The sequence below is a fragment of the Oligella sp. HMSC09E12 genome (assembly GCF_001808505.1).
Taxonomy (GTDB): domain Bacteria; phylum Pseudomonadota; class Gammaproteobacteria; order Burkholderiales; family Burkholderiaceae_B; genus Oligella; species Oligella urethralis.
On record NZ_KV793598.1, the window covers coordinates 1 to 17,043 of the forward strand.

A 17,043-nucleotide genomic window follows, 5' to 3' on the forward strand; every position below is an offset into this window, starting at 1 on the left:
TACGATGTGCTTTTGCCACCACTCAACAGCTTGACTCACCAAGTCATCAAAGACAGTTTTGTCAAAACCAACTGTAAATACTTTTTGGCGTTGACCGCCGAAAAGCACAGCGATATCAGCGACTTGTAACTGCGTGATACCCATGTACCACATCACTTGTAGCCAGTAATTGGTTGGCACAACCTCCGAACCCTCATCGCCCCAGTCATCGCTATTCATCGCAAAGGCGTTAGCGGTTTTGACCTCTAAAACTTTATTAGCGCCTAATACTCGCTCTCCATTGAATCGTGCTCTGGTGCCATCGTCCAACACGACACGGTCAATGTTAGCGACAATGCAGTCATGCTTAGGGTGCGTCATCTGTTGATTGATGCGCTGAATCTTTACGCCTTGTTGCTCTGCGTAATCTTTGGCGATCACATCTTCTAAGATGGTTCCCCATTTCATGCGCTCTTCTTGCTCTGGCGTAAGCGTTTCATCTAAGCGTCCTGTCTTGTCTAAGTACAACTCAAATGAACTTTTCCACGGGTTTAAGCCGAGTAGGGCGCTGATGTCGCTACCCCCGATACCTTTACGTCTTTGTGCTAAAAACTCTGCTCTATTCATAATTAACTCCAAAGAACCAAAGCAAACCACCAGACAACCGGAAATAGCACCATGCTCACGCACCCGATAATTTCCCAAATTAATTCAGCTTTCTTCATGTCTACACCCAGTCAAAATCCATTTCTAACACTGCCTCGGCATCACTAATATCGATCCAAAGCGCTTTAAATTCGGGGCTGTCCACTTCTAATGTGTCCAGCTTTTCGCACGCTGTTTCGTACTTGATAAGCAGATCGTGCCTAGCCTCTTGGTACTCGCAATCATCAGCTCTACAGTGGTGACAACTAGGGCTGTCACCAGTGCCGTAGTAGTCACGGACTAGTGTTGAGTGTTCGCACTCAGCGCATGATGACGGCGCGAAATTTAGGATACTGATTAACTTGTCCATGTTCTTTCCTCTCTCTTATTCACTACACGTGAGCTGATTCTCAAAGATCCCTTACTATCCTTTTTCTGTTACCAGACAAGAATCAGCTCACGTCTAACGTTTTTCGTTAGCACAAGCAAAGTCGGGTTTTAATGCGTTCTCCTAGTTTCGGGCATTAAAAAAGCCCTGAAAGTAGGGCTTGTTGGTGTGTTCCATTTTGGAATTGAACTTAGGTGAGAGATTGCTCGGCTATAATCACTATGCCAAGGCTACTAACCTTGGATGCGGCCTAGTAAGCCGCTAAAGGTGACTAAGTTGCTTAGGCGTTCGTGAGGCGAACCACCGAAGCGCTTAGAAGCCGACAAGGCTAGTTACCTCGATAGGCAAGGCCTACGAGCAATGACGAACCTTGTGCGAAGAACGTGTTCTAGAAGCTTATTCGCAAGCGCCAGCGAGGGCGCTATACAAATACACAACGGATTAACGTCCGTAGCGCTATGGACTTTTTTCGGATGCTTATCGCAATGAAAAAGACCCATGTAAAGGTGAACGTTAATATTGATATCGCAAAGATTGTTTACGCAATCGCGATATTGATTCTCGTTGTGACCTACTAGAATCAGGCGGGGTGGCTAGAACACTCCGCCTTTTTCTTCGCCGCAATCTCTCACCTAAGTTCAATCAACACCTTTAAACGCACTTATCAATACGCTTAAAGCTGTTTGCTACGCTGTTCCGGACCGTGTCCGCACGTAGCAGCTTAAGTACTCGCATTGCCCAATGGCTAACTTCCTGCTTTCCTTATCCCCATTGTCCCTAAGTGGGCTGCCGCCGGGGTTCCTGATTTATCCTGACCAGTTCAGCTATGAGTCTTGTTTCTGTGTTTCCTAACTCGATAACCAAATTATAGATATATCTATCAATCATGTCAATAGATATTTTGATATTACTATATAGATTTATCTATATCATTGATAAGTAAAAGGATTATTGAATATAAAAGAAATGATTATTTGTTGTTTTTTTGATAGTTTTAATGATTTAAGCACAAAAAAACCACCCGAAGGTGGCTGGGGGAGGGCAGCCCTCGGAGGAGGGCTTGTGATTTGAGGTTGTAAACGTTTATGCTTCTTTGTCTTTTAAAAACTCTTTGACTCGAGTCTTGTTGGTCTCTTTTCGCTCTAAGTCAGCTTGGAAGTCAGTGGCTTCAGAATATAAACTTAAAGCGTGCGTAATAAATGGCACACACGCTAATGCACATCCAATTAAAAAACTTAAGGAGTGTAACTTCAACGCACCTGATGACATATGATAAGTAATGGTTGCTATCAGCTGCAAAAAAAACAGCGCGCAACCTGTGAAGACTATTTGTTGGCTTTTTACTCTAACTATGCTTTTAAGTCTCCTAAATTCACTATTTCTTAGGTTCTTTTGCGAGCTTGATTTTACAGAGCCTAGCTCCTTTACTGCCCACAGAGTTATAGTTATCGGGAGTGCGAGCATAACAAGTAAAAAATATGAAAAGTTGACATCAACAGAATACGAGTAAAGAAGCACCTTACTTAATATCGATCCGAGTATTAAGCATGCAAATATTAATAGCGCTGTTAATTTAAAACTTTTCATATAGAAATTTAATCGACCTCCACCTCTTCTGCTTTGATTTGCTCTATTAGCCAAACTCGCATTTTTGTGAATAAATCACTTTCATCAACTAGTCCGCTATTGGTTAAATTATAGGTAATCACTTTTGATAATTTTAACTCATTTCCTTGAATAGTGCCTCCGCCTTTTAGATGAATCTTAACGTCAGCATCATCCATATGCCTTAAAGCAGTAGCAATTCCATCCAATGCTTTTTGCCCTTTGGAGTCTGTTTTTCTTGAGTAGGATATTCGTATATTTAACTGTAAGTTTGATTCGTCAAGGCTATCTTTTAGAAAATGATCATTAAATATATGTATAGGTATAAGTTGCTTTAAAACATCTCTTGCTACGCCTCTTGTATTTACATTAATCATTTTAGTTTCTGTAGATTGATTGTCATTTTCATCCGTTTCTAATAGTGCAGGAGCAGCTGACCCAATAGGCGCTCCTATTTCAATATTCCTTACAGGAGATTTTTCAAGTTTCTCTATGGTCGATTTTGCGGGCTGGTTTTGCAGCAAAAGAATTGATGTTTTTTCTAATAACTCTGCTTTTGAGCCGATTAACCAAAACAAATGAGTCTCTAGCTCTCTAGGGGTTAGCGCTGTTGATGGCGCAATCACTACGTGATTATCCATTACGCCAAAATATAAGATAGCATTAACAAACTCTTTTTTTGCCCTCTCTGCTTCTTTTTTATCTAGACTTGATGGCAAGATAGCCTCAATTGCGTATGATGTTGCTGAGTCATCAACGGTCATTATCGGTTGACTCTCTCCTGGTCTTACATGAATAAACTGACCAAAAAACATCTTATTCAAGACTTGTTTGTTATTTATAAGTCTATAATCTTTTTCTTCTGAATTGGGCATCTCTTGTCTATTAACAGCCAAGCTTAAATCTTTGGTTGTAAACGCATTTTCTAAAAGCTGCTGTAGAGTTAACTCACTATCAGTAATTTTTGCATGCCTATAGTGAATAGTTTTGCTTACTCTTTTGGACATTGTCATATTTCCTTAATAAATTAAACTTTCGTTACATCAACATTAAAATAAAGGAGCCTAAGGGCTCCATCACTCTAGCTTCTTTTGCGGTAGCGCCTATGCTCAACCATAACGCCAATTATTTCAACATGGTGCTGATCACTGCGCATAGTAGGATAATCTTCATTAAGTGGTATTAGTTCAAAAATCTCAGGCGAAGTTGATATTAGTCTATATTTTTTGAATGTTGCTTCTTCACTGTCGTTTTTTGCTACAACGTAGTCCCCTGGTCTAGGTGATATATCACAATCAATAACTACTCTATCTCCCTCTTCAAATGTAGGCAGCATTGAACTTCCTCTAATTTCAAGAGCGAAAGCACTACTTGATAGCTCTAAATCAGTAAGTAGCATTTCAGCATTACTGATATCTAGATCAAATCCCATACCAGTAAATTGTCCTGCTTGGACATAATTAAGAAGTGGTATTTTGCGTTCACCAATAGTCGATGGACTAACGTTGTTGTCCAGCGAAGGCAAACCCTGTCCAGTAGCCAACCAGTGAGCGTTAACGTTATATAGACGCGCCAATTCAGCTGTAGCGCCCGATGAACCGTGCGCGCCACTTTCAAGCGCAGACAAAGAGGGTTGCTTTAATCCAACTCTTCTAGCCGCTTCTCGCTGGCTCAATCCCGCGCGCATACGACTCTCTCTTAATCTTTTACCAAAACCAACAGTCATTTAAATCCCTTTTTTCGTTAATAGTTATTGTTATCCAAATCGTGATTTATATATCTATTGTTTTATAATCAAGATATCTATATAATAGGTATAGATATATCTATCATTTGTTAGAAATACATAAATATGGAATGGAAAAACATCATTAAAGACTTATACAACTTGGGTTTTACACAGGCAGAAATTGCTAAAAGAACTGGCATTTCACAAGTTAACTTGTCAACAGCATTTCACGGAAAACAAAAAGATATGACTTATGCGAATGGTAGCAAACTCGTAGCTTTTCATAAACGTGAAATGCGTAAAGCTCGTGCTAATGCACAGTAATTTTTACGTTCCCCTTAACCATTTCGTAAAACAGAGACAGGGCAAGGGAATCGTTAATCACACCGTCATCATCGGTCGCTTGATAAAGCGCAATGTAGTAAAGCTGGTCGAGACGGTCGGGGGTGTAGGTAAGTAGTTCCATTTTGGGGAATCCATAAAAAGTTACGTTATGGATTTATTTTTAGACGGTTTTCAACCGGTAATTCAACCAGTAATTTCATTAAATTTAGCTATGAATCAATACGGTTTACCTACTCTGGGTTTGGTTCCAGAGCCAAGATTTGCGACTAGCACTGAAATGGCGCTATGCAAATCTTACAGAGACGCTGTTAGGTTGTCTTGGCAACTGAGAGCGATTAAGAACATGTCGCAAAGAACAGTAGCTGAGATAGTCGGTTGTTATGCACCACACGTTACTGATTATTTGCACATTGATGACGATAAAAAGCGTAGGGATTTACCACTCGACAAAGTTAATGATTGGTGTCGCGCTGTTGGAAACTGGGTAGTCATTCAGTACCTCATGCAAGAAGCAAATCTGAATGTCATGGAAGAAATGATCCAAAGGAAAAACGTAGCTTAATGAGCAAACAAGTTTTTTATTTAGCACACGATAGCGCGCGTGCAAATGCTATCAAAGCAATTCAAGAAGCGCCCGAGGGCTATCGTGTTGTTATCACTCCGCGTACTCGTACGATTGACCAAAACAACTTAATGTGGTCTTGCTTAAACGATTTAAGCAAACAGGTTGAATGGGTTATTAACGGCAAGAAAACCAAGCTAGCGCCAGAAGACTGGAAAGACGTAGCGTCAGCATCGCTAAAGCAAGAAACCCGCATTTCACAGGGCTTCGAGGGCGGTGTCGTTCTTTTAGGTCAGCGCACATCAAAAATGAATATCAAAGAAATGACCGATTTAATCGCCGTTATTCATGCCTTTGGCGATGAGCAGGGTGTTAAGTGGTCACCTACGTCACTGGGTAGATAGATGATGTATCCAAAAGAAAATAGAATGCGATCCGAAAAGCACAGACGTAATGTCGCGTCTTTAGATTGTGCTATCTGCGGTAAGTCCGCACCGTCACAATGCGCCCACGTTAACGCAACCAAAGGCTTTGCTATCAAGGCTTGTGATAGCTTAACGTTCCCTGCGTGCCCTGAGTGCCACAGAGAGCATGATACAGGCCGTAGAGGCGAAAAGATTGAATGGTGGACCAAGGAATGGGAATTAGTGGATTACGCAAGAGCGCAATTGTTAAGAAAGAACTTATGGACTAAAGAAATTGAGGAGCATTATCAGCGGGCAATTGTGCCGATCGCCCGCTTTGTTAATGCGTATCGCTTCGGTGATGAAGCGGAAAACGAGTTAGATAAAACTAACAAAGTAACGGAGTAATTATAGTCAATGAACAGCCAAACTTCAAGAGCTAATCAAATGAAAGCCAAGTACAACCCTGATTTTATTATCTTGCCTTTTGACATACTTCAAGATGACAGGCTCACGCTTAGACAGATAAGAGTACTCATGGCCATACTGTCATGGCGCAAAAAGAACACAAACGTATCAGCAATTAGCCGAGAAATGATTGCTGAGAGAACGGGCTATCAGTTAGCAAGAATATCAGCAATAACAGCTGAGTTAGAGAAGTTAGGTTGGATTAAAAAAGAGGGCAATGGTGGTCGTTCAAAGTGGATTAGATATCAAATATGTGAGGTCAATTTAAATCAAAACCAAGACTTAAGCGATATCGAAACAGTCCCCGAATTGGAAACGGTACCCGATTCGGAAACGGTTACCGATTTGAACTTAAACGGTACCCAAATCGGTATCAAAACGGTACCCAAATCGGGTACACGCATAGATACAGATAAAGAACAGAAAGAGATACAGAGAGATAGCGCTCAAAAAATTGAGCGTACTCACCACCCCGAAGCTAACGCTTCTGAAAAATCTAAAACTGAATCTTCTGCTAAACCAAAAAGAAGCTCATCAATCACTTTTGCTAGGTTTATCGAAAGATGTCAGGAATCAGGAGAAAAACCAATATCTGATTACCAACCTGTTTTCAACTACGCAGAGAAAGTCGGCTTGCCTGTTGACTACTTAAATCTTTGCTGGCTTGAGTTCAGGAGAAGATACACCGAAGTGGATACAAGAAAACGATACGTTGATTGGCGTAAAGCTTTTTTAAATTGCGTAACCAGCAACTGGTACAGGCTATGGGCTATCAGCAGAGAGGGTGAATACTACCTAGCAACTGAGGGCAAGCAAGCGAATAACTTACACGGAGGTATTGTGCAATGTCACTAAGAGCAGAGCAGTCAGTATTGGGTGGCTTACTGATGAAGCCAGATGCCTTTGACGAGGTTTCGTTTTTGCAGACTCAGGATTTCAGCGATGGTAGAAACCGCAGAATCTACAAAGCGATTTACAACATGATTCACGAAAACAAATCGGTTGATCCGTTAACTGTGAATGACGAGTTAAAAAGCGAAGCTGACTTAGCTTACATGACTGAGTTAGTGACTAGCACACCGAGCATTGCAAATATCGGAGCATACGCTCAACTCGTGCGTGAAAATTCACAGCGTAGAGGACTGGCTGTTGTTGCTGAGGAGTTGCGTGAAGGCTTAGAGCAAGGCGACATCAAAGAGGTTGCTGATAAAGCGCAGGCAAGAATTGAAAAAATCATGGGCGTTACAGAAAAAAATGAGCCTATCTCATTGTCGGACGCAATGCTTGATTACTTTAAAAATCTTGAGAAAAGGCTACAAAGTGACGGTGGCACTTACTTCCCAACAGGCTACACGGATTTAGATAAAAAGTTATCAGGCGGCTTTAGAGGGGGCGAAATCATCATTATTGCTGGTCGACCTAAGAGCGGCAAGACGAGCTTAGCGATGAATATCGCAATCAATCAATCAAAAAAAGACAATGTGCTTTTTCTCAGTCAAGAAATGAAAACACGCGACTTAATGGATCGTAACGTTGCACGACTAGGTCAAATTGAAATAGGAGCTTTGCTAAATCCTAAAACCATGAAAAAGGACGATTGGACGCGAGTAATGATAGCAACTGAGATAGGGCAAGACCTTAATTTGCACATTGATGACCAAGGCGGGCTTACTGCTATGGACGTAAGAATCAAGGCACGAGCCATGAAGCGAAAACACGGTTTAGATGTGCTTTATATCGATTATCTTCAATTGATGCGCGGCACTGGTGATAACAGGAATAGCGAGATTGAGGGCATTATGCGCTCAATCAAAGCATTGGCATTAGAGATGGATATCCCTATTGTGATTTTGTCGCAATTAAACCGCGGTGTTGAGCAAAGAAACAACAAGCGCCCTTTACCATCCGACTTTAGAGACTCAGGCTCGATTGAGCAAGATTGTAGCGTAGCACTGATGATTTACCGAGATGAGGTATACAACCCAGATACGGAAGATAAAGGTATTTGTGAAGTGAATGTAGCGCTTAACAGGCAAGGTGAAACAGGTGTTATTGGCCTTGCTTTTGATGGTGCTAGAAGCACATTTAAGAACTTAGCCATTGGCACGGAGTTTGGCAAAGTTGAGACGAAAGCAAAGTATTCAGGATTCAAGGAGTAAACCATGAGCTATTTAAATCATTTCAACAAACGCGAATTATTAATCGCTGCATTTCGATATTACCTAGGCAGAAAAACAGCGTCAGCTTTTTTCTTTGCTGACAGTTTAGCCAAAGCGTGGCCTGAGTTAACAAGGGGCATTCAAGCGATCCTTAAGGAAGAGATAGAGCAAGCCTTTACGCTTGATGACAACGCACGAGCCGAGGGCAGGAAAGATAGGTATTTAGGCGATGACGGTGATCGCGCCATGTGGGAAAAAGTAAGGAGTAATTGGCGTGAAAAGGCGTAAGTACGGCAATAAAAAAGTTAAGTATGACGGCCATACATTCGATTCACAAGCTGAATATCGCAGATACCTAGACCTCAAATTGCTTGAAAAGGCTGGCAAGATAAGCGACTTACAGTTACAAGTGCCGTTTGTCTTAGCTGACGGTGTGAAATACTCAGACGCTAAAAGAGCAACGCCCGCTATGAAATATTATGCCGACTTTGTCTACAAAGACCATGACGGTTTGCAGGTAGTCGAGGACGTAAAAGGAGTAAAGACTGCGCTGTATAAAGCTAAGCGTCATTTAATGCTAGCCAATTTGGGCATTGAGATTCAGGAAATTAAGAAATGAGTAAAAAAGTCAGTCAAAAAATCATCGAGCTTTTAAGCAAAGAAAAACTAACAACAAAGCAGCTTGCCGATCTTATTGGGATTGGTCCGGGCGCAGTAAGCCCGTCAATCACTCGTTTACTGCAAGACGATTACATCAAAGTCGTTGGCAATCAAGGTAGGGCTAGAGTATATCAGGCGACAGGTAAGAAGCTGACTGTTACGTTTTCTGATGACGTACTAGAAGCTGTAAGACAAAGTGCTGCGACTTCACAAGAGGTTGCTGATGTCCTGGGCGAACCAAACAAGAGAGTAAGCTCAGCGTTAAGTTCCTTGCATAAAAAAGGGGGCATCAAAGTTGCAAAGCGCATTCAAACAAAGAGCGGTGTGCTGGTGAATGTATATGCGATTAACGATGAGTATATTGAGACAAAAGTCTCAGGCCTTAGGGCAATGATCCTTGGCGCATTAGAGCGTGAAAAGCTTACTGTGCCGCAGATTGCTAAGCAAATTGGCGCGAATAGCTCGCAAGTGTACCGCTCAATTTCTGACTTACTGCGCGAAAACTTAATTGAAGTATGTGGCGAAACTAAAGATAGCAACGCTAATAAGAAGAATATCTACAAGTCGATTGATTATGAAATTGACGAAGAATTAAGCAAAAAATTCACACTGTTTAAGCCAAAACTACATGGCGGTTATTGGTTGGGCGTTTATTTTTAGGAGTAAAAATGGCATTAACGGCAGAGGACTTAATTTGGAACTGGGTACGTGGCTCACACACGGGCGATGACGGAAGCCCCTTGCCTTACAAATCAGCTTTGCAGTATTGCCCGCCTGTATGGCCTGGTGAAGAAAGACCCGCACCGATTAACTGGGAGCTGTACCGATTTGTCGAGAACTGGTATCAGAAACGAGCACGCCAAGACCAGCTGGTGTTGATGTACGAATACATTAGGAGGGGCGAGTATCGAGGGTATCGCAGACGAGAGAGATACCGCAAAATCGCTTGGCAATTGAAAATATCTTTAAATGATTTTGAGCGCAGCCTTGACCGATTAAAAGCTAGTTTAGAGGAAGCATATGGATTACGGTAGGGAAGTGATTAATTTATTAAGCTCGTTTCCTGACAAGAGATTTAAAATGCGTCACTTTGTCGATTACATAAATAACAGTCCCACGCCAAAGGAAAGGGACAGGATCAGACAGCAAGTGCGGAGAGTGCTAGAGCTAATGGAAGAGCTGGGCACAGTGACGATAGAAAGGCCTGACAAACAAGGGGGCGACAGCTGGTACAGGCTCACGAGGTAGTCGTTAATGTTAATTTTGTCGCAGAACTGTGACATTAGCTATTTGAAAACTGCTTCATAAACTGTGACAATACAGGTGGGAGGGTTGCGTCTTCTACATTGCTCCTTAGTCCGACACCTCTTGCTTAGCTACGTGTTGGATATCACAAGCTCGGTTACTTCGGTAATCGGGCTTTTTTATTGTCCGTTCACAACCACAGCGCAACATAGTAAATGTTTTGCCGTTGCGTGGGAATACTCGCGTACCGTTTTTGACGTAGTAGGTTACTCGTGCTGATTGGTAGGACTGGTGGCAGTGAGGACAGGTTTTCATGCGCAAAAAGACCAGTGTAGAGCTTATGCGTGTAGAAAAGAGCGAGTAGGACAAATTTAGCTAGGTAAATTAATTTAGTGTGACATATGAAAAGAAACTTACAGGTTAACTATTTACGCATTAATGAGCTAACACCCTATGCTAACAATAGTCGTACGCATAGTGACGAGCAAATAAACCAGATTGTCGCAAGCGTTGAAGAGTTTGGCTTCACTAACCCAATCTTAATTGACGAGGATCGCGGAATCATTGCAGGTCACGGCAGAGTATTGGCAGCGCGTAAATTAGGGCTTGAGGAAGTGCCGACTATCACACTGAGTAACTTAACCGAAGCGCAGAAAAAGGCCTACGTCATTGCAGATAACAAGTTGGCGTTAAATGCTGGGTGGGATGAAGAGTTACTAAAGCTCGAAATGGAATCGTTAGGCGATCTAGGCTTTGATTTGGATTTGCTTGGCTTCGATGGGGACGAAATGGCGAAGCTCTTCGATGAGACCGCAGACATTCGTATTGATGATGACATTGAAATTGAAGATGCGCTTGAAGTGATTAAAGTTAAGTTTGACCCTGAGGACAAAATACACATTATCAATGAAATCACAGAAGTGGTTGAGCGCTACGCCAACGCGTCAGTGTGGGTAGATGAGTAAGTTTCAGGGCAAGAAAACAGATAACGCGCCCATCACGGCAAAACGTGATATTAGGCATGAGGCGTTAAATGATATCTCTGACCCTTGCGTCTTAGAAGTATTTTGTGGCGCAGGTGAGATGTATCGCGATGTTTGGCACAAAGCTAACGATTATTTAGGCATTGATAAACGCAAGTTTTTTGATGAGCGTAAAACGATTTGTGGCGATGCAGACAAGGCGATTAGGCTCGTAGATTTAAATGCATACAACATCATTGATATCGACGCGTACGGCTCACCCTATAACATTCTAGATTACATATCGATTCACCAGATGAGAGCAGGTAGAGTTGCATTCATTATCACTGACGGCAGTGCAATGGATCTGCGAATGGGAAGAATCAGTAAAGGCTTAAGAAGCTTAACGGGGCTAAAGTCGCACATATTGAAACGAGCTTCTTTAATTCATGATGAATTGATCGTGGCGGTGATTGACGAAGTCGCTAGGAGACTTCAAAAGCATGTCATTAAGACAAGGATAGCAAAAGGCCGAACCGGTTCAGGAATGCGCTATTACTACTTTTTGCTTAGTGATGCTGAGGAATCCTTAGCGGATTGTGGTAGCCATCAGGTAAATACGGTTGCAAGTCTTGTTTAATGTAATGTTTATTACCAAGCGCTTGTAATTTATCGATCATTCGGTGCGTGTAATATTCCCAGTCCGTTGTTTTGGTCATGGGTAGATAGTTAGCACGTCCGACTTTATATAGGTCTACAAACTCATGCGTAGCGTCAACAATCGCAAGTGAAGATTCAATATCTAGCGTAGGCTCAAGACTAACCCAAGTAAAGATACCCGCGTTATGGAATGCTTTAAGCGCTTCAATTCGATCAGACGGACTAGCCGCGCCTTGTTCCCATTTACGCTGAAAGGATTCATCTAGGCTGGTCATTGTGGTAGCGAATGCGTCTTTATCGGGTCTAAATAAATCAAGATCTCGTAAAGCGCGTGTACCACCTTTAGTAAGCGTACAAAAACCTAAATCAGTTTCATCCCTTAAAACAAAAAGAGCATCACGGGTGGTTTCATGATGCTCTTGCGGGTATGGGTCGGATGTAAAACTTAACATGGCCTGACCTTGGACGTTTAAGGCTTTGTATTTCGCCGCGTCTCGTTTCAGTAAATGAATGATGTTATTTCGCGGTACAGCACCTTTATTAAATTCTACTCGTCTTTGCCGAGTAATCGCTGGTACATAGCAGTACGCACACGCATGAGAGCAGCCACGATACAAGTTAACTGCAAGCTCGGCATATTCGCCCGCTTGTCCTTTAGGTGCGTAAATGTAGTTGCAGCCTTTGATAGAAATACCATCATCATTTAAGACGGGTGTTTTGATTTGACTAACGTCAGTAATAGATATGACTTTCATAAAACCTCTTTAAGTTTAAACCAATTGAATTTAGATCATATCCTACATTCCTAGGATTTGTAAAGGATATCAAGGCGTTATGAGCTTATTTAAAAACACCCCATGCAAGGAGTAATGATGTATGGCGCTCTGTGGTGCAAAAACTCGCAGCGGCCAGCCGTGTAAAAACAACGCAATGGAAAACGGCAGATGCCGAATGCATGGCGGTAGGGCATCTATTACGCATAAAGGCAATCAGAATGCTAGGACGCACGGTATATATTCGGATGCGATATCGCAAGATGAAAAAGCGATGTGGGAAGAAATCGAGATTGGCGGCTTAGATGATGCGATTAAGATTGCGCGATTGCAATTAAGGCGCGCGTTGATTGCTCAGCGTAACGCAGAAGAAAATGGCGGGCTGGATTTAGATACAACAACGCAAAGCACAACATCTAATCACCAAGGCAGATCGAAAACAACATCAATACAAAAAGCAAGACGACCTTACGAGGACATCATTAACCGCTTATTAGGTCGCATTGGTGACTTAGAAGCTAAGCGCGCTGAGATGATTAAAAAGACAGGCGATTCAGGAGATATTACCGAGCTGCTTTCGGATTTAATTGAAAACCTACCGTCATGAAAACAGGCAACTTAATTTTAGATCGACAATTAGCGCGGTGGTATCCATTGAAAGACCACCCAGTCCAGCTCGATTTAGTAGACGCTGTGCCGAGCGGTATTCGGTTTCCATTAGTACCAGCAGGGCGACGATCAGGGAAGACAGAGCGGTTTAAGCGATTCTTAGTTAAACAAGCTAACCGCGTGGTGGGCGCTTATTTTGCAGCAGCGCCTACGCATGACCAAGCGAAAAAGATATTTTGGGATGACTTAAAAGCATTTACGCTATCGACAATACACCCAAAGCGCCCGAGCGAATCAGACCGAATCATTTATTTGCCGAATGGTAGTGAGATACACGTTATTGGGTTAGATAAGCCACAGCGTATTGAGGGTATCCCGTGGAAAGGGGGCGGTATTGATGAATTTGCAGACATTAAGCCAGACGCGTGGGAATCGAATATTTACCCAGCATTAAATACAGTTAATCCAACTGACCCTGATTATCGTGCGTGGTGTTGGTTATTAGGTGTGCCTGACGGCTTGAATCATTATTACGATTTATGCCAAATAGCGGAAGCTGGTTTAAATCCTGATTTTGCGGTGTTTCATTGGAAATCATCCGAGATATTACCGCCTGACGTGATTGCAGCGGTTAAGCGCTCAATGTCAGCCAAACAGTATCGTCAGGAGTTTCAGGCTTCATTTGAGACAGCAAGCGGTAGGATTTACGAGGATTACAGCAAAGACAATCACACGTCAGAGCGCATTCAGCCACATGAACAACTAATGTGGATGCATGACCAAAACTATACACCGCTATCCAGTGCGATCGGTGTTAGGCGTGGTGATAGCTTATATTTGTTAGATGAAATTGTATTAAGTAGCGCGATATCGAAACAATCAGCGCTTGAGTTTGTGGAGAAATATAAAGACCACAAAAATAAGCATGTGTTGATTTACGGTGACCCAGCAGGTCGCGCAGGTGAAAAACATGGCCATGCGTCTGATTATGTGGATATCGAAACAGTGCTAAGAGATCACGGTTGGCAGTTCACACGCAAAGTAAAGCGCGCGCACCCATCGATTAAAGATAGGCAAAACGCTGTAAGAGCAAAGATTAAAACTGCTGACGGCAACATAAGCCTATTTGTTAATCCAGCGACTGCGCCTTATTGTGATAAAGGCTTGAGCACCGTTCAATTACAAAAAGGCTCAACGTTCCAAGAGGATCAGACAAATCAGTATCAGCACATTACAACGGCAATCGGCTATTGCATTGACCGCGAATGGCCGATTTCTCAATACAGAAGCGGTGTGAGAAAAGTTAAAGGATTGAGTTAAATGTCAGTAACAACACAGCACCCACAGTACATTGAGCATTTGCCCGAGTGGGAGATGATTGATGACGCAATCAGTGGCGAAGAGAGTATCAAGAAAGAAAACAAATACTTGCCTAAGCCATCTGGCATGGAACAGGCCGAAAGAATTGATCCAAGCAATCGGTATTTATTTGACGGATATAAAGCACGTGCTCAGTATGAACACTGGGTGCGTGATAGCTTGCGCTCAATGATGGGAATGGCATCACGACTTAATCCAGAAATCGAACTACCAGAAGCGTTGTCATACATGGTTGAAAATGCGACTGGTGATGGATTTGGTTTAAAGCAACTGTTCTTGCGCATGGTGAGCCAAGTCATTTCACATGGTAGGATACCGTTAGTTGTGAATGTTGATAATCAAGGGCTACCTTATTTTTCAACTTATGCCGCAACGAGCGCAATCAACTGGAAGAAGCAGTTAATTAATGGTCGTTATGACTTAGCTTTAGCTGTGTTTACTGAGTTCCGTGACAAGAATCCAGAAGATGAGTATTCACACGATAAAGTGCGTGTGTACCGAGTATTTAAGATGATTGACGGCATTGCTCATAGCGGTGTATTTGATGAGAATAATGCCGTTGTTGAGGAAGTGCGACCGTTAGGCGTAGGCGATTCATCAGGTAGGCTATTGCGTGGTTTGTCGTATTTGCCGATCGTATATTGTGGTTCAACGGATAACGCCCCTGATGTTGATGAAGTGCCTTTGCTATCTATGGCAAGAGCGGCGCTTAAGTCATATCAGCTGAGCGCAGATTACTTTACAAGCTTGCATTATACGAGCCATCCGCAGCCGTGGGTATCTGGCTTAGGTACTGATGTTGAGCTGTCGGTAACTGGTCCATCAGCGGCGTGGGATTTAGGCGAGAATGGCGCATGTGGTTACCTTGAATTTCACGGCGCAGGCATCGAGGCGGTTAGGCAAGCGATGAAAGACCAAAAGAGCGCAGCATTAGAAGCCGGCGCAAAAGTCATGAATGTATCTGGCGTTGAATCAGGTGAGGCACGTAGAGCACGCCAAGCAGACCAACACGCAACCTTGCATGTGATAGTTATCACGGTTGCCGAAGCGCTAAAAAAAGCACTCCAATACGCCGCTGAGTGGGCTGGCTTTAAAGGCGATATTGTCTTTAGCGTGAATCCTGATTTTGAGATACCTGAAGTTAACCCACACACATTAGCGCAGATACAGCAAGCCGTTGTTACTGGTGGTGTTAGCTGGGAGACGTACTGGACTTATCTTTCTGCCGGCAAGATACCAGAGCATGACTATAACCAAGAGGCTTTACGCATAGAGAACCCAGGCAATATAGTTTATGAGTAATGATTTAAAGCGCATTCAAAGTGCAATTATTGCGGCACTTAGTCAGCATACAGCGCACAATTACCGAGCATCGACCGCTGTAATAAAGGGTATTCAGGAGAAAGTAGACGCTTTGGCAGAGCAAGCAGTATCAAAGCTTGTAGCGCAGCTTGAGCGGTTAAGTGTAAATGAAATTACTGCCTTTACTCAAGGCAAATACACTACGCCACGATTAAAAGCACTTAAAGCGGAAATCGACAACTGGGCTACCATGCTTGATCAGATCATTAAATCTGAATGGGATAAATCGGCGATTGGTTTAGCGGACCATGAGACGTCATTTATGAGCAAAACAATGAGCCAAGCGTTTGATAGCTTGCCCAAAGTAAATGTAAGCGCAGAAGCTGTTTTAGTCGCTGTAAAGCGAGAACCAATCGTGGGGCAGTTTGTTGATGATATGCTGTCGAGCATTTCTAAAAGTCAACGAGAGCGTATTTACGCAACGATGCGGCAAGGCTTTCAGTCAGGTAAAACTAACGCTCAAGTCATTAGAGATATTATCGGAACGCAAGCGCTTAATCACAAAGATGGTTTAACAAACTTAACTCGGCAATCCATTGAGCGTGTGGTTAGAACGTTACGTAATCACCTATCAAACATTGCCTATGAAGAAACCTATAAGAAATTAGGCGTTAAGTATGTGGTGCGTGTTGCTACGCTTGAGGGAAGAACGTGCCTAGCTTGCGCTAGTCTTGATGGGGCAGTTTACAAACTAGACGACAAAAAGCCACCCGCAACGCTTCACCCTAACTGTCGTTGCCAATATAGCCCTAGTTTTGATGGTGACATTGTCGGCAACCGTCCATTTGTTCGAGCGCTTAAGGTACGTAAGCGTGACGGTAGCTACCGATTTAGAGGCATTGATGACATGACCAAGAAGCAGCGTGAAGACGCTGGGCTTAAGGTCGGGCAAGTGCAAGCAAAGACAACCTACGCAAAGTGGTTTAAAAATCAAGACGCAGCATTTCAAAAGCAGTGGCTTGGGAAGACTCGCTATGAGCTGTACAAGAAAGGCGAACTATCAATTGATAGATTTGCTGACCCATTAGGTAAGCAATACACGCTTGAAGAGCTACGTAAGCGAGACGCAGAGACATTTAAAGCCGTATTCGGCGACTAATTTTTAGGC

Annotated in this window: 22 protein-coding genes; 16 read left to right on the forward strand and 6 right to left on the reverse strand. The window is 42.8% G+C overall.

The genetic code is table 11. The features are described from left to right. From HMPREF3179_RS08505 to HMPREF3179_RS08525, 4 genes are all read right to left on the reverse strand, one after another. Positions 1-684 (reverse strand): YqaJ viral recombinase family nuclease (locus HMPREF3179_RS08505; RefSeq protein ID WP_141743459.1); only part of this gene is annotated, 684 nt, incomplete at its 3' end. A 1,411-nt stretch (positions 685-2,095) separates the two neighbouring features. Continuing rightward, a complete protein-coding gene (locus tag HMPREF3179_RS08515; protein WP_070470649.1) occupies positions 2,096-2,599 on the reverse strand; it encodes a hypothetical protein in 504 nt (167 codons plus the stop codon). Positions 2,600-2,607: 8 nt separating this feature from the next. Next, positions 2,608-3,624, reverse strand: a complete 1,017-nt coding sequence (locus HMPREF3179_RS08520; RefSeq protein ID WP_070470653.1) for a hypothetical protein — start codon at positions 3,622-3,624, stop codon at positions 2,608-2,610. Positions 3,625-3,698: 74 nt separating this feature from the next. After that, entirely contained in the window at positions 3,699-4,343 is a 645-nt protein-coding gene (locus tag HMPREF3179_RS08525; protein ID WP_070470666.1) for a LexA family protein, read from the reverse strand. Positions 4,344-4,469: 126 nt separating this feature from the next. Between HMPREF3179_RS08525 and HMPREF3179_RS08530 the strand changes: the two genes are divergently transcribed. Beyond that, positions 4,470-4,670, forward strand: a complete 201-nt coding sequence (locus HMPREF3179_RS08530) for a hypothetical protein (protein WP_070470668.1) — start codon at positions 4,470-4,472, stop codon at positions 4,668-4,670. Here the strand turns inward: HMPREF3179_RS08530 and HMPREF3179_RS12305 are convergent. Next, a complete protein-coding gene (locus HMPREF3179_RS12305; protein ID WP_168160365.1) occupies positions 4,657-4,812 on the reverse strand; it encodes a hypothetical protein in 156 nt (51 codons plus the stop codon). The two genes, HMPREF3179_RS08530 and HMPREF3179_RS12305, sit on opposite strands and share 14 nt — an antisense overlap. Positions 4,813-4,839: 27 nt before the next feature. On the opposite strand from HMPREF3179_RS12305, the gene HMPREF3179_RS08535 reads away from it, so the two are divergent. The 11 genes from HMPREF3179_RS08535 (at position 4,840) to HMPREF3179_RS12130 (ending at position 11,791) form a co-directional block, all read left to right on the forward strand. Next, positions 4,840-5,253, forward strand: a complete 414-nt coding sequence (locus HMPREF3179_RS08535) for a hypothetical protein (RefSeq protein ID WP_070470671.1) — start codon at positions 4,840-4,842, stop codon at positions 5,251-5,253. Further along, positions 5,253-5,657, forward strand: coding sequence for a recombination protein NinB (locus tag HMPREF3179_RS08540; protein ID WP_070470673.1), 405 nt, complete (start codon positions 5,253-5,255; stop codon positions 5,655-5,657). Before HMPREF3179_RS08535 ends, HMPREF3179_RS08540 begins: the two co-directional genes overlap by 1 nt. 24 nt (positions 5,658-5,681) lie before the next feature. Then, positions 5,682-6,065, forward strand: a complete 384-nt coding sequence (locus tag HMPREF3179_RS08545; RefSeq protein WP_070470677.1) for a hypothetical protein — start codon at positions 5,682-5,684, stop codon at positions 6,063-6,065. 9 nt (positions 6,066-6,074) lie between these two features. Beyond that, the gene (locus tag HMPREF3179_RS12010; protein ID WP_083290736.1) at positions 6,075-6,980 is read left to right on the forward strand and encodes a helix-turn-helix domain-containing protein; all 906 of its coding nucleotides are present in this window, start codon (positions 6,075-6,077) and stop codon (positions 6,978-6,980) included. Then, the gene (locus tag HMPREF3179_RS08555) at positions 6,971-8,284 is read left to right on the forward strand and encodes a replicative DNA helicase (protein WP_070470680.1); all 1,314 of its coding nucleotides are present in this window, start codon (positions 6,971-6,973) and stop codon (positions 8,282-8,284) included. Before HMPREF3179_RS12010 ends, HMPREF3179_RS08555 begins: the two co-directional genes overlap by 10 nt. Before the next feature lie 3 nt (positions 8,285-8,287). Continuing rightward, positions 8,288-8,572 carry a hypothetical protein gene (locus HMPREF3179_RS08560; protein ID WP_070470682.1) on the forward strand — a complete coding sequence of 95 codons (285 nt, stop codon included), beginning with the start codon at positions 8,288-8,290 and terminating at the stop codon, positions 8,570-8,572. After that, positions 8,559-8,903, forward strand: a complete 345-nt coding sequence (locus HMPREF3179_RS08565; RefSeq protein WP_083290737.1) for a DUF1064 domain-containing protein — start codon at positions 8,559-8,561, stop codon at positions 8,901-8,903. Before HMPREF3179_RS08560 ends, HMPREF3179_RS08565 begins: the two co-directional genes overlap by 14 nt. Continuing rightward, positions 8,900-9,604 carry an ArsR family transcriptional regulator gene (locus HMPREF3179_RS08570; protein WP_070470686.1) on the forward strand — a complete coding sequence of 235 codons (705 nt, stop codon included), beginning with the start codon at positions 8,900-8,902 and terminating at the stop codon, positions 9,602-9,604. Before HMPREF3179_RS08565 ends, HMPREF3179_RS08570 begins: the two co-directional genes overlap by 4 nt. Positions 9,605-9,612: 8 nt before the next feature. Further along, positions 9,613-9,978, forward strand: coding sequence for a hypothetical protein (locus HMPREF3179_RS08575; protein ID WP_070470689.1), 366 nt, complete (start codon positions 9,613-9,615; stop codon positions 9,976-9,978). Between the two features lie 612 nt (positions 9,979-10,590). Continuing rightward, entirely contained in the window at positions 10,591-11,154 is a 564-nt protein-coding gene (locus HMPREF3179_RS08585; RefSeq protein WP_070470693.1) for a ParB/Srx family N-terminal domain-containing protein, read from the forward strand. Next, a complete protein-coding gene (locus HMPREF3179_RS12130; protein ID WP_141743460.1) occupies positions 11,147-11,791 on the forward strand; it encodes a hypothetical protein in 645 nt (214 codons plus the stop codon). The genes HMPREF3179_RS08585 and HMPREF3179_RS12130 overlap by 8 nt, the downstream gene beginning before the upstream one ends. On the opposite strand, the gene HMPREF3179_RS08590 is transcribed toward HMPREF3179_RS12130, so the two are convergent. Beyond that, positions 11,721-12,566 carry a radical SAM protein gene (locus HMPREF3179_RS08590; RefSeq protein ID WP_070470695.1) on the reverse strand — a complete coding sequence of 282 codons (846 nt, stop codon included), beginning with the start codon at positions 12,564-12,566 and terminating at the stop codon, positions 11,721-11,723. The two genes, HMPREF3179_RS12130 and HMPREF3179_RS08590, sit on opposite strands and share 71 nt — an antisense overlap. Positions 12,567-12,687: 121 nt before the next feature. Between HMPREF3179_RS08590 and HMPREF3179_RS08595 the strand changes: the two genes are divergently transcribed. Genes HMPREF3179_RS08595 through HMPREF3179_RS08610 form a run of 4 tightly spaced genes read left to right on the forward strand, consistent with a single transcriptional unit; the run spans position 12,688 to position 17,034 of the window. Beyond that, the gene (locus HMPREF3179_RS08595) at positions 12,688-13,191 is read left to right on the forward strand and encodes an HGGxSTG domain-containing protein (RefSeq protein WP_070470696.1); all 504 of its coding nucleotides are present in this window, start codon (positions 12,688-12,690) and stop codon (positions 13,189-13,191) included. Further along, complete coding sequence (locus HMPREF3179_RS08600) at positions 13,188-14,513, forward strand: terminase large subunit domain-containing protein (protein ID WP_070470698.1); 1,326 nt, start codon at positions 13,188-13,190, stop codon at positions 14,511-14,513. The genes HMPREF3179_RS08595 and HMPREF3179_RS08600 overlap by 4 nt, the downstream gene beginning before the upstream one ends. Then, a complete protein-coding gene (locus HMPREF3179_RS08605; protein ID WP_070470701.1) occupies positions 14,514-15,875 on the forward strand; it encodes a DUF4055 domain-containing protein in 1,362 nt (453 codons plus the stop codon). Further along, positions 15,868-17,034 (forward strand): minor capsid protein, encoded by a 1,167-nt coding sequence (locus HMPREF3179_RS08610; protein ID WP_070470703.1) that lies wholly within the window; start codon positions 15,868-15,870, stop codon positions 17,032-17,034. Before HMPREF3179_RS08605 ends, HMPREF3179_RS08610 begins: the two co-directional genes overlap by 8 nt. Positions 17,035-17,043 lie beyond the last annotated feature (9 nt).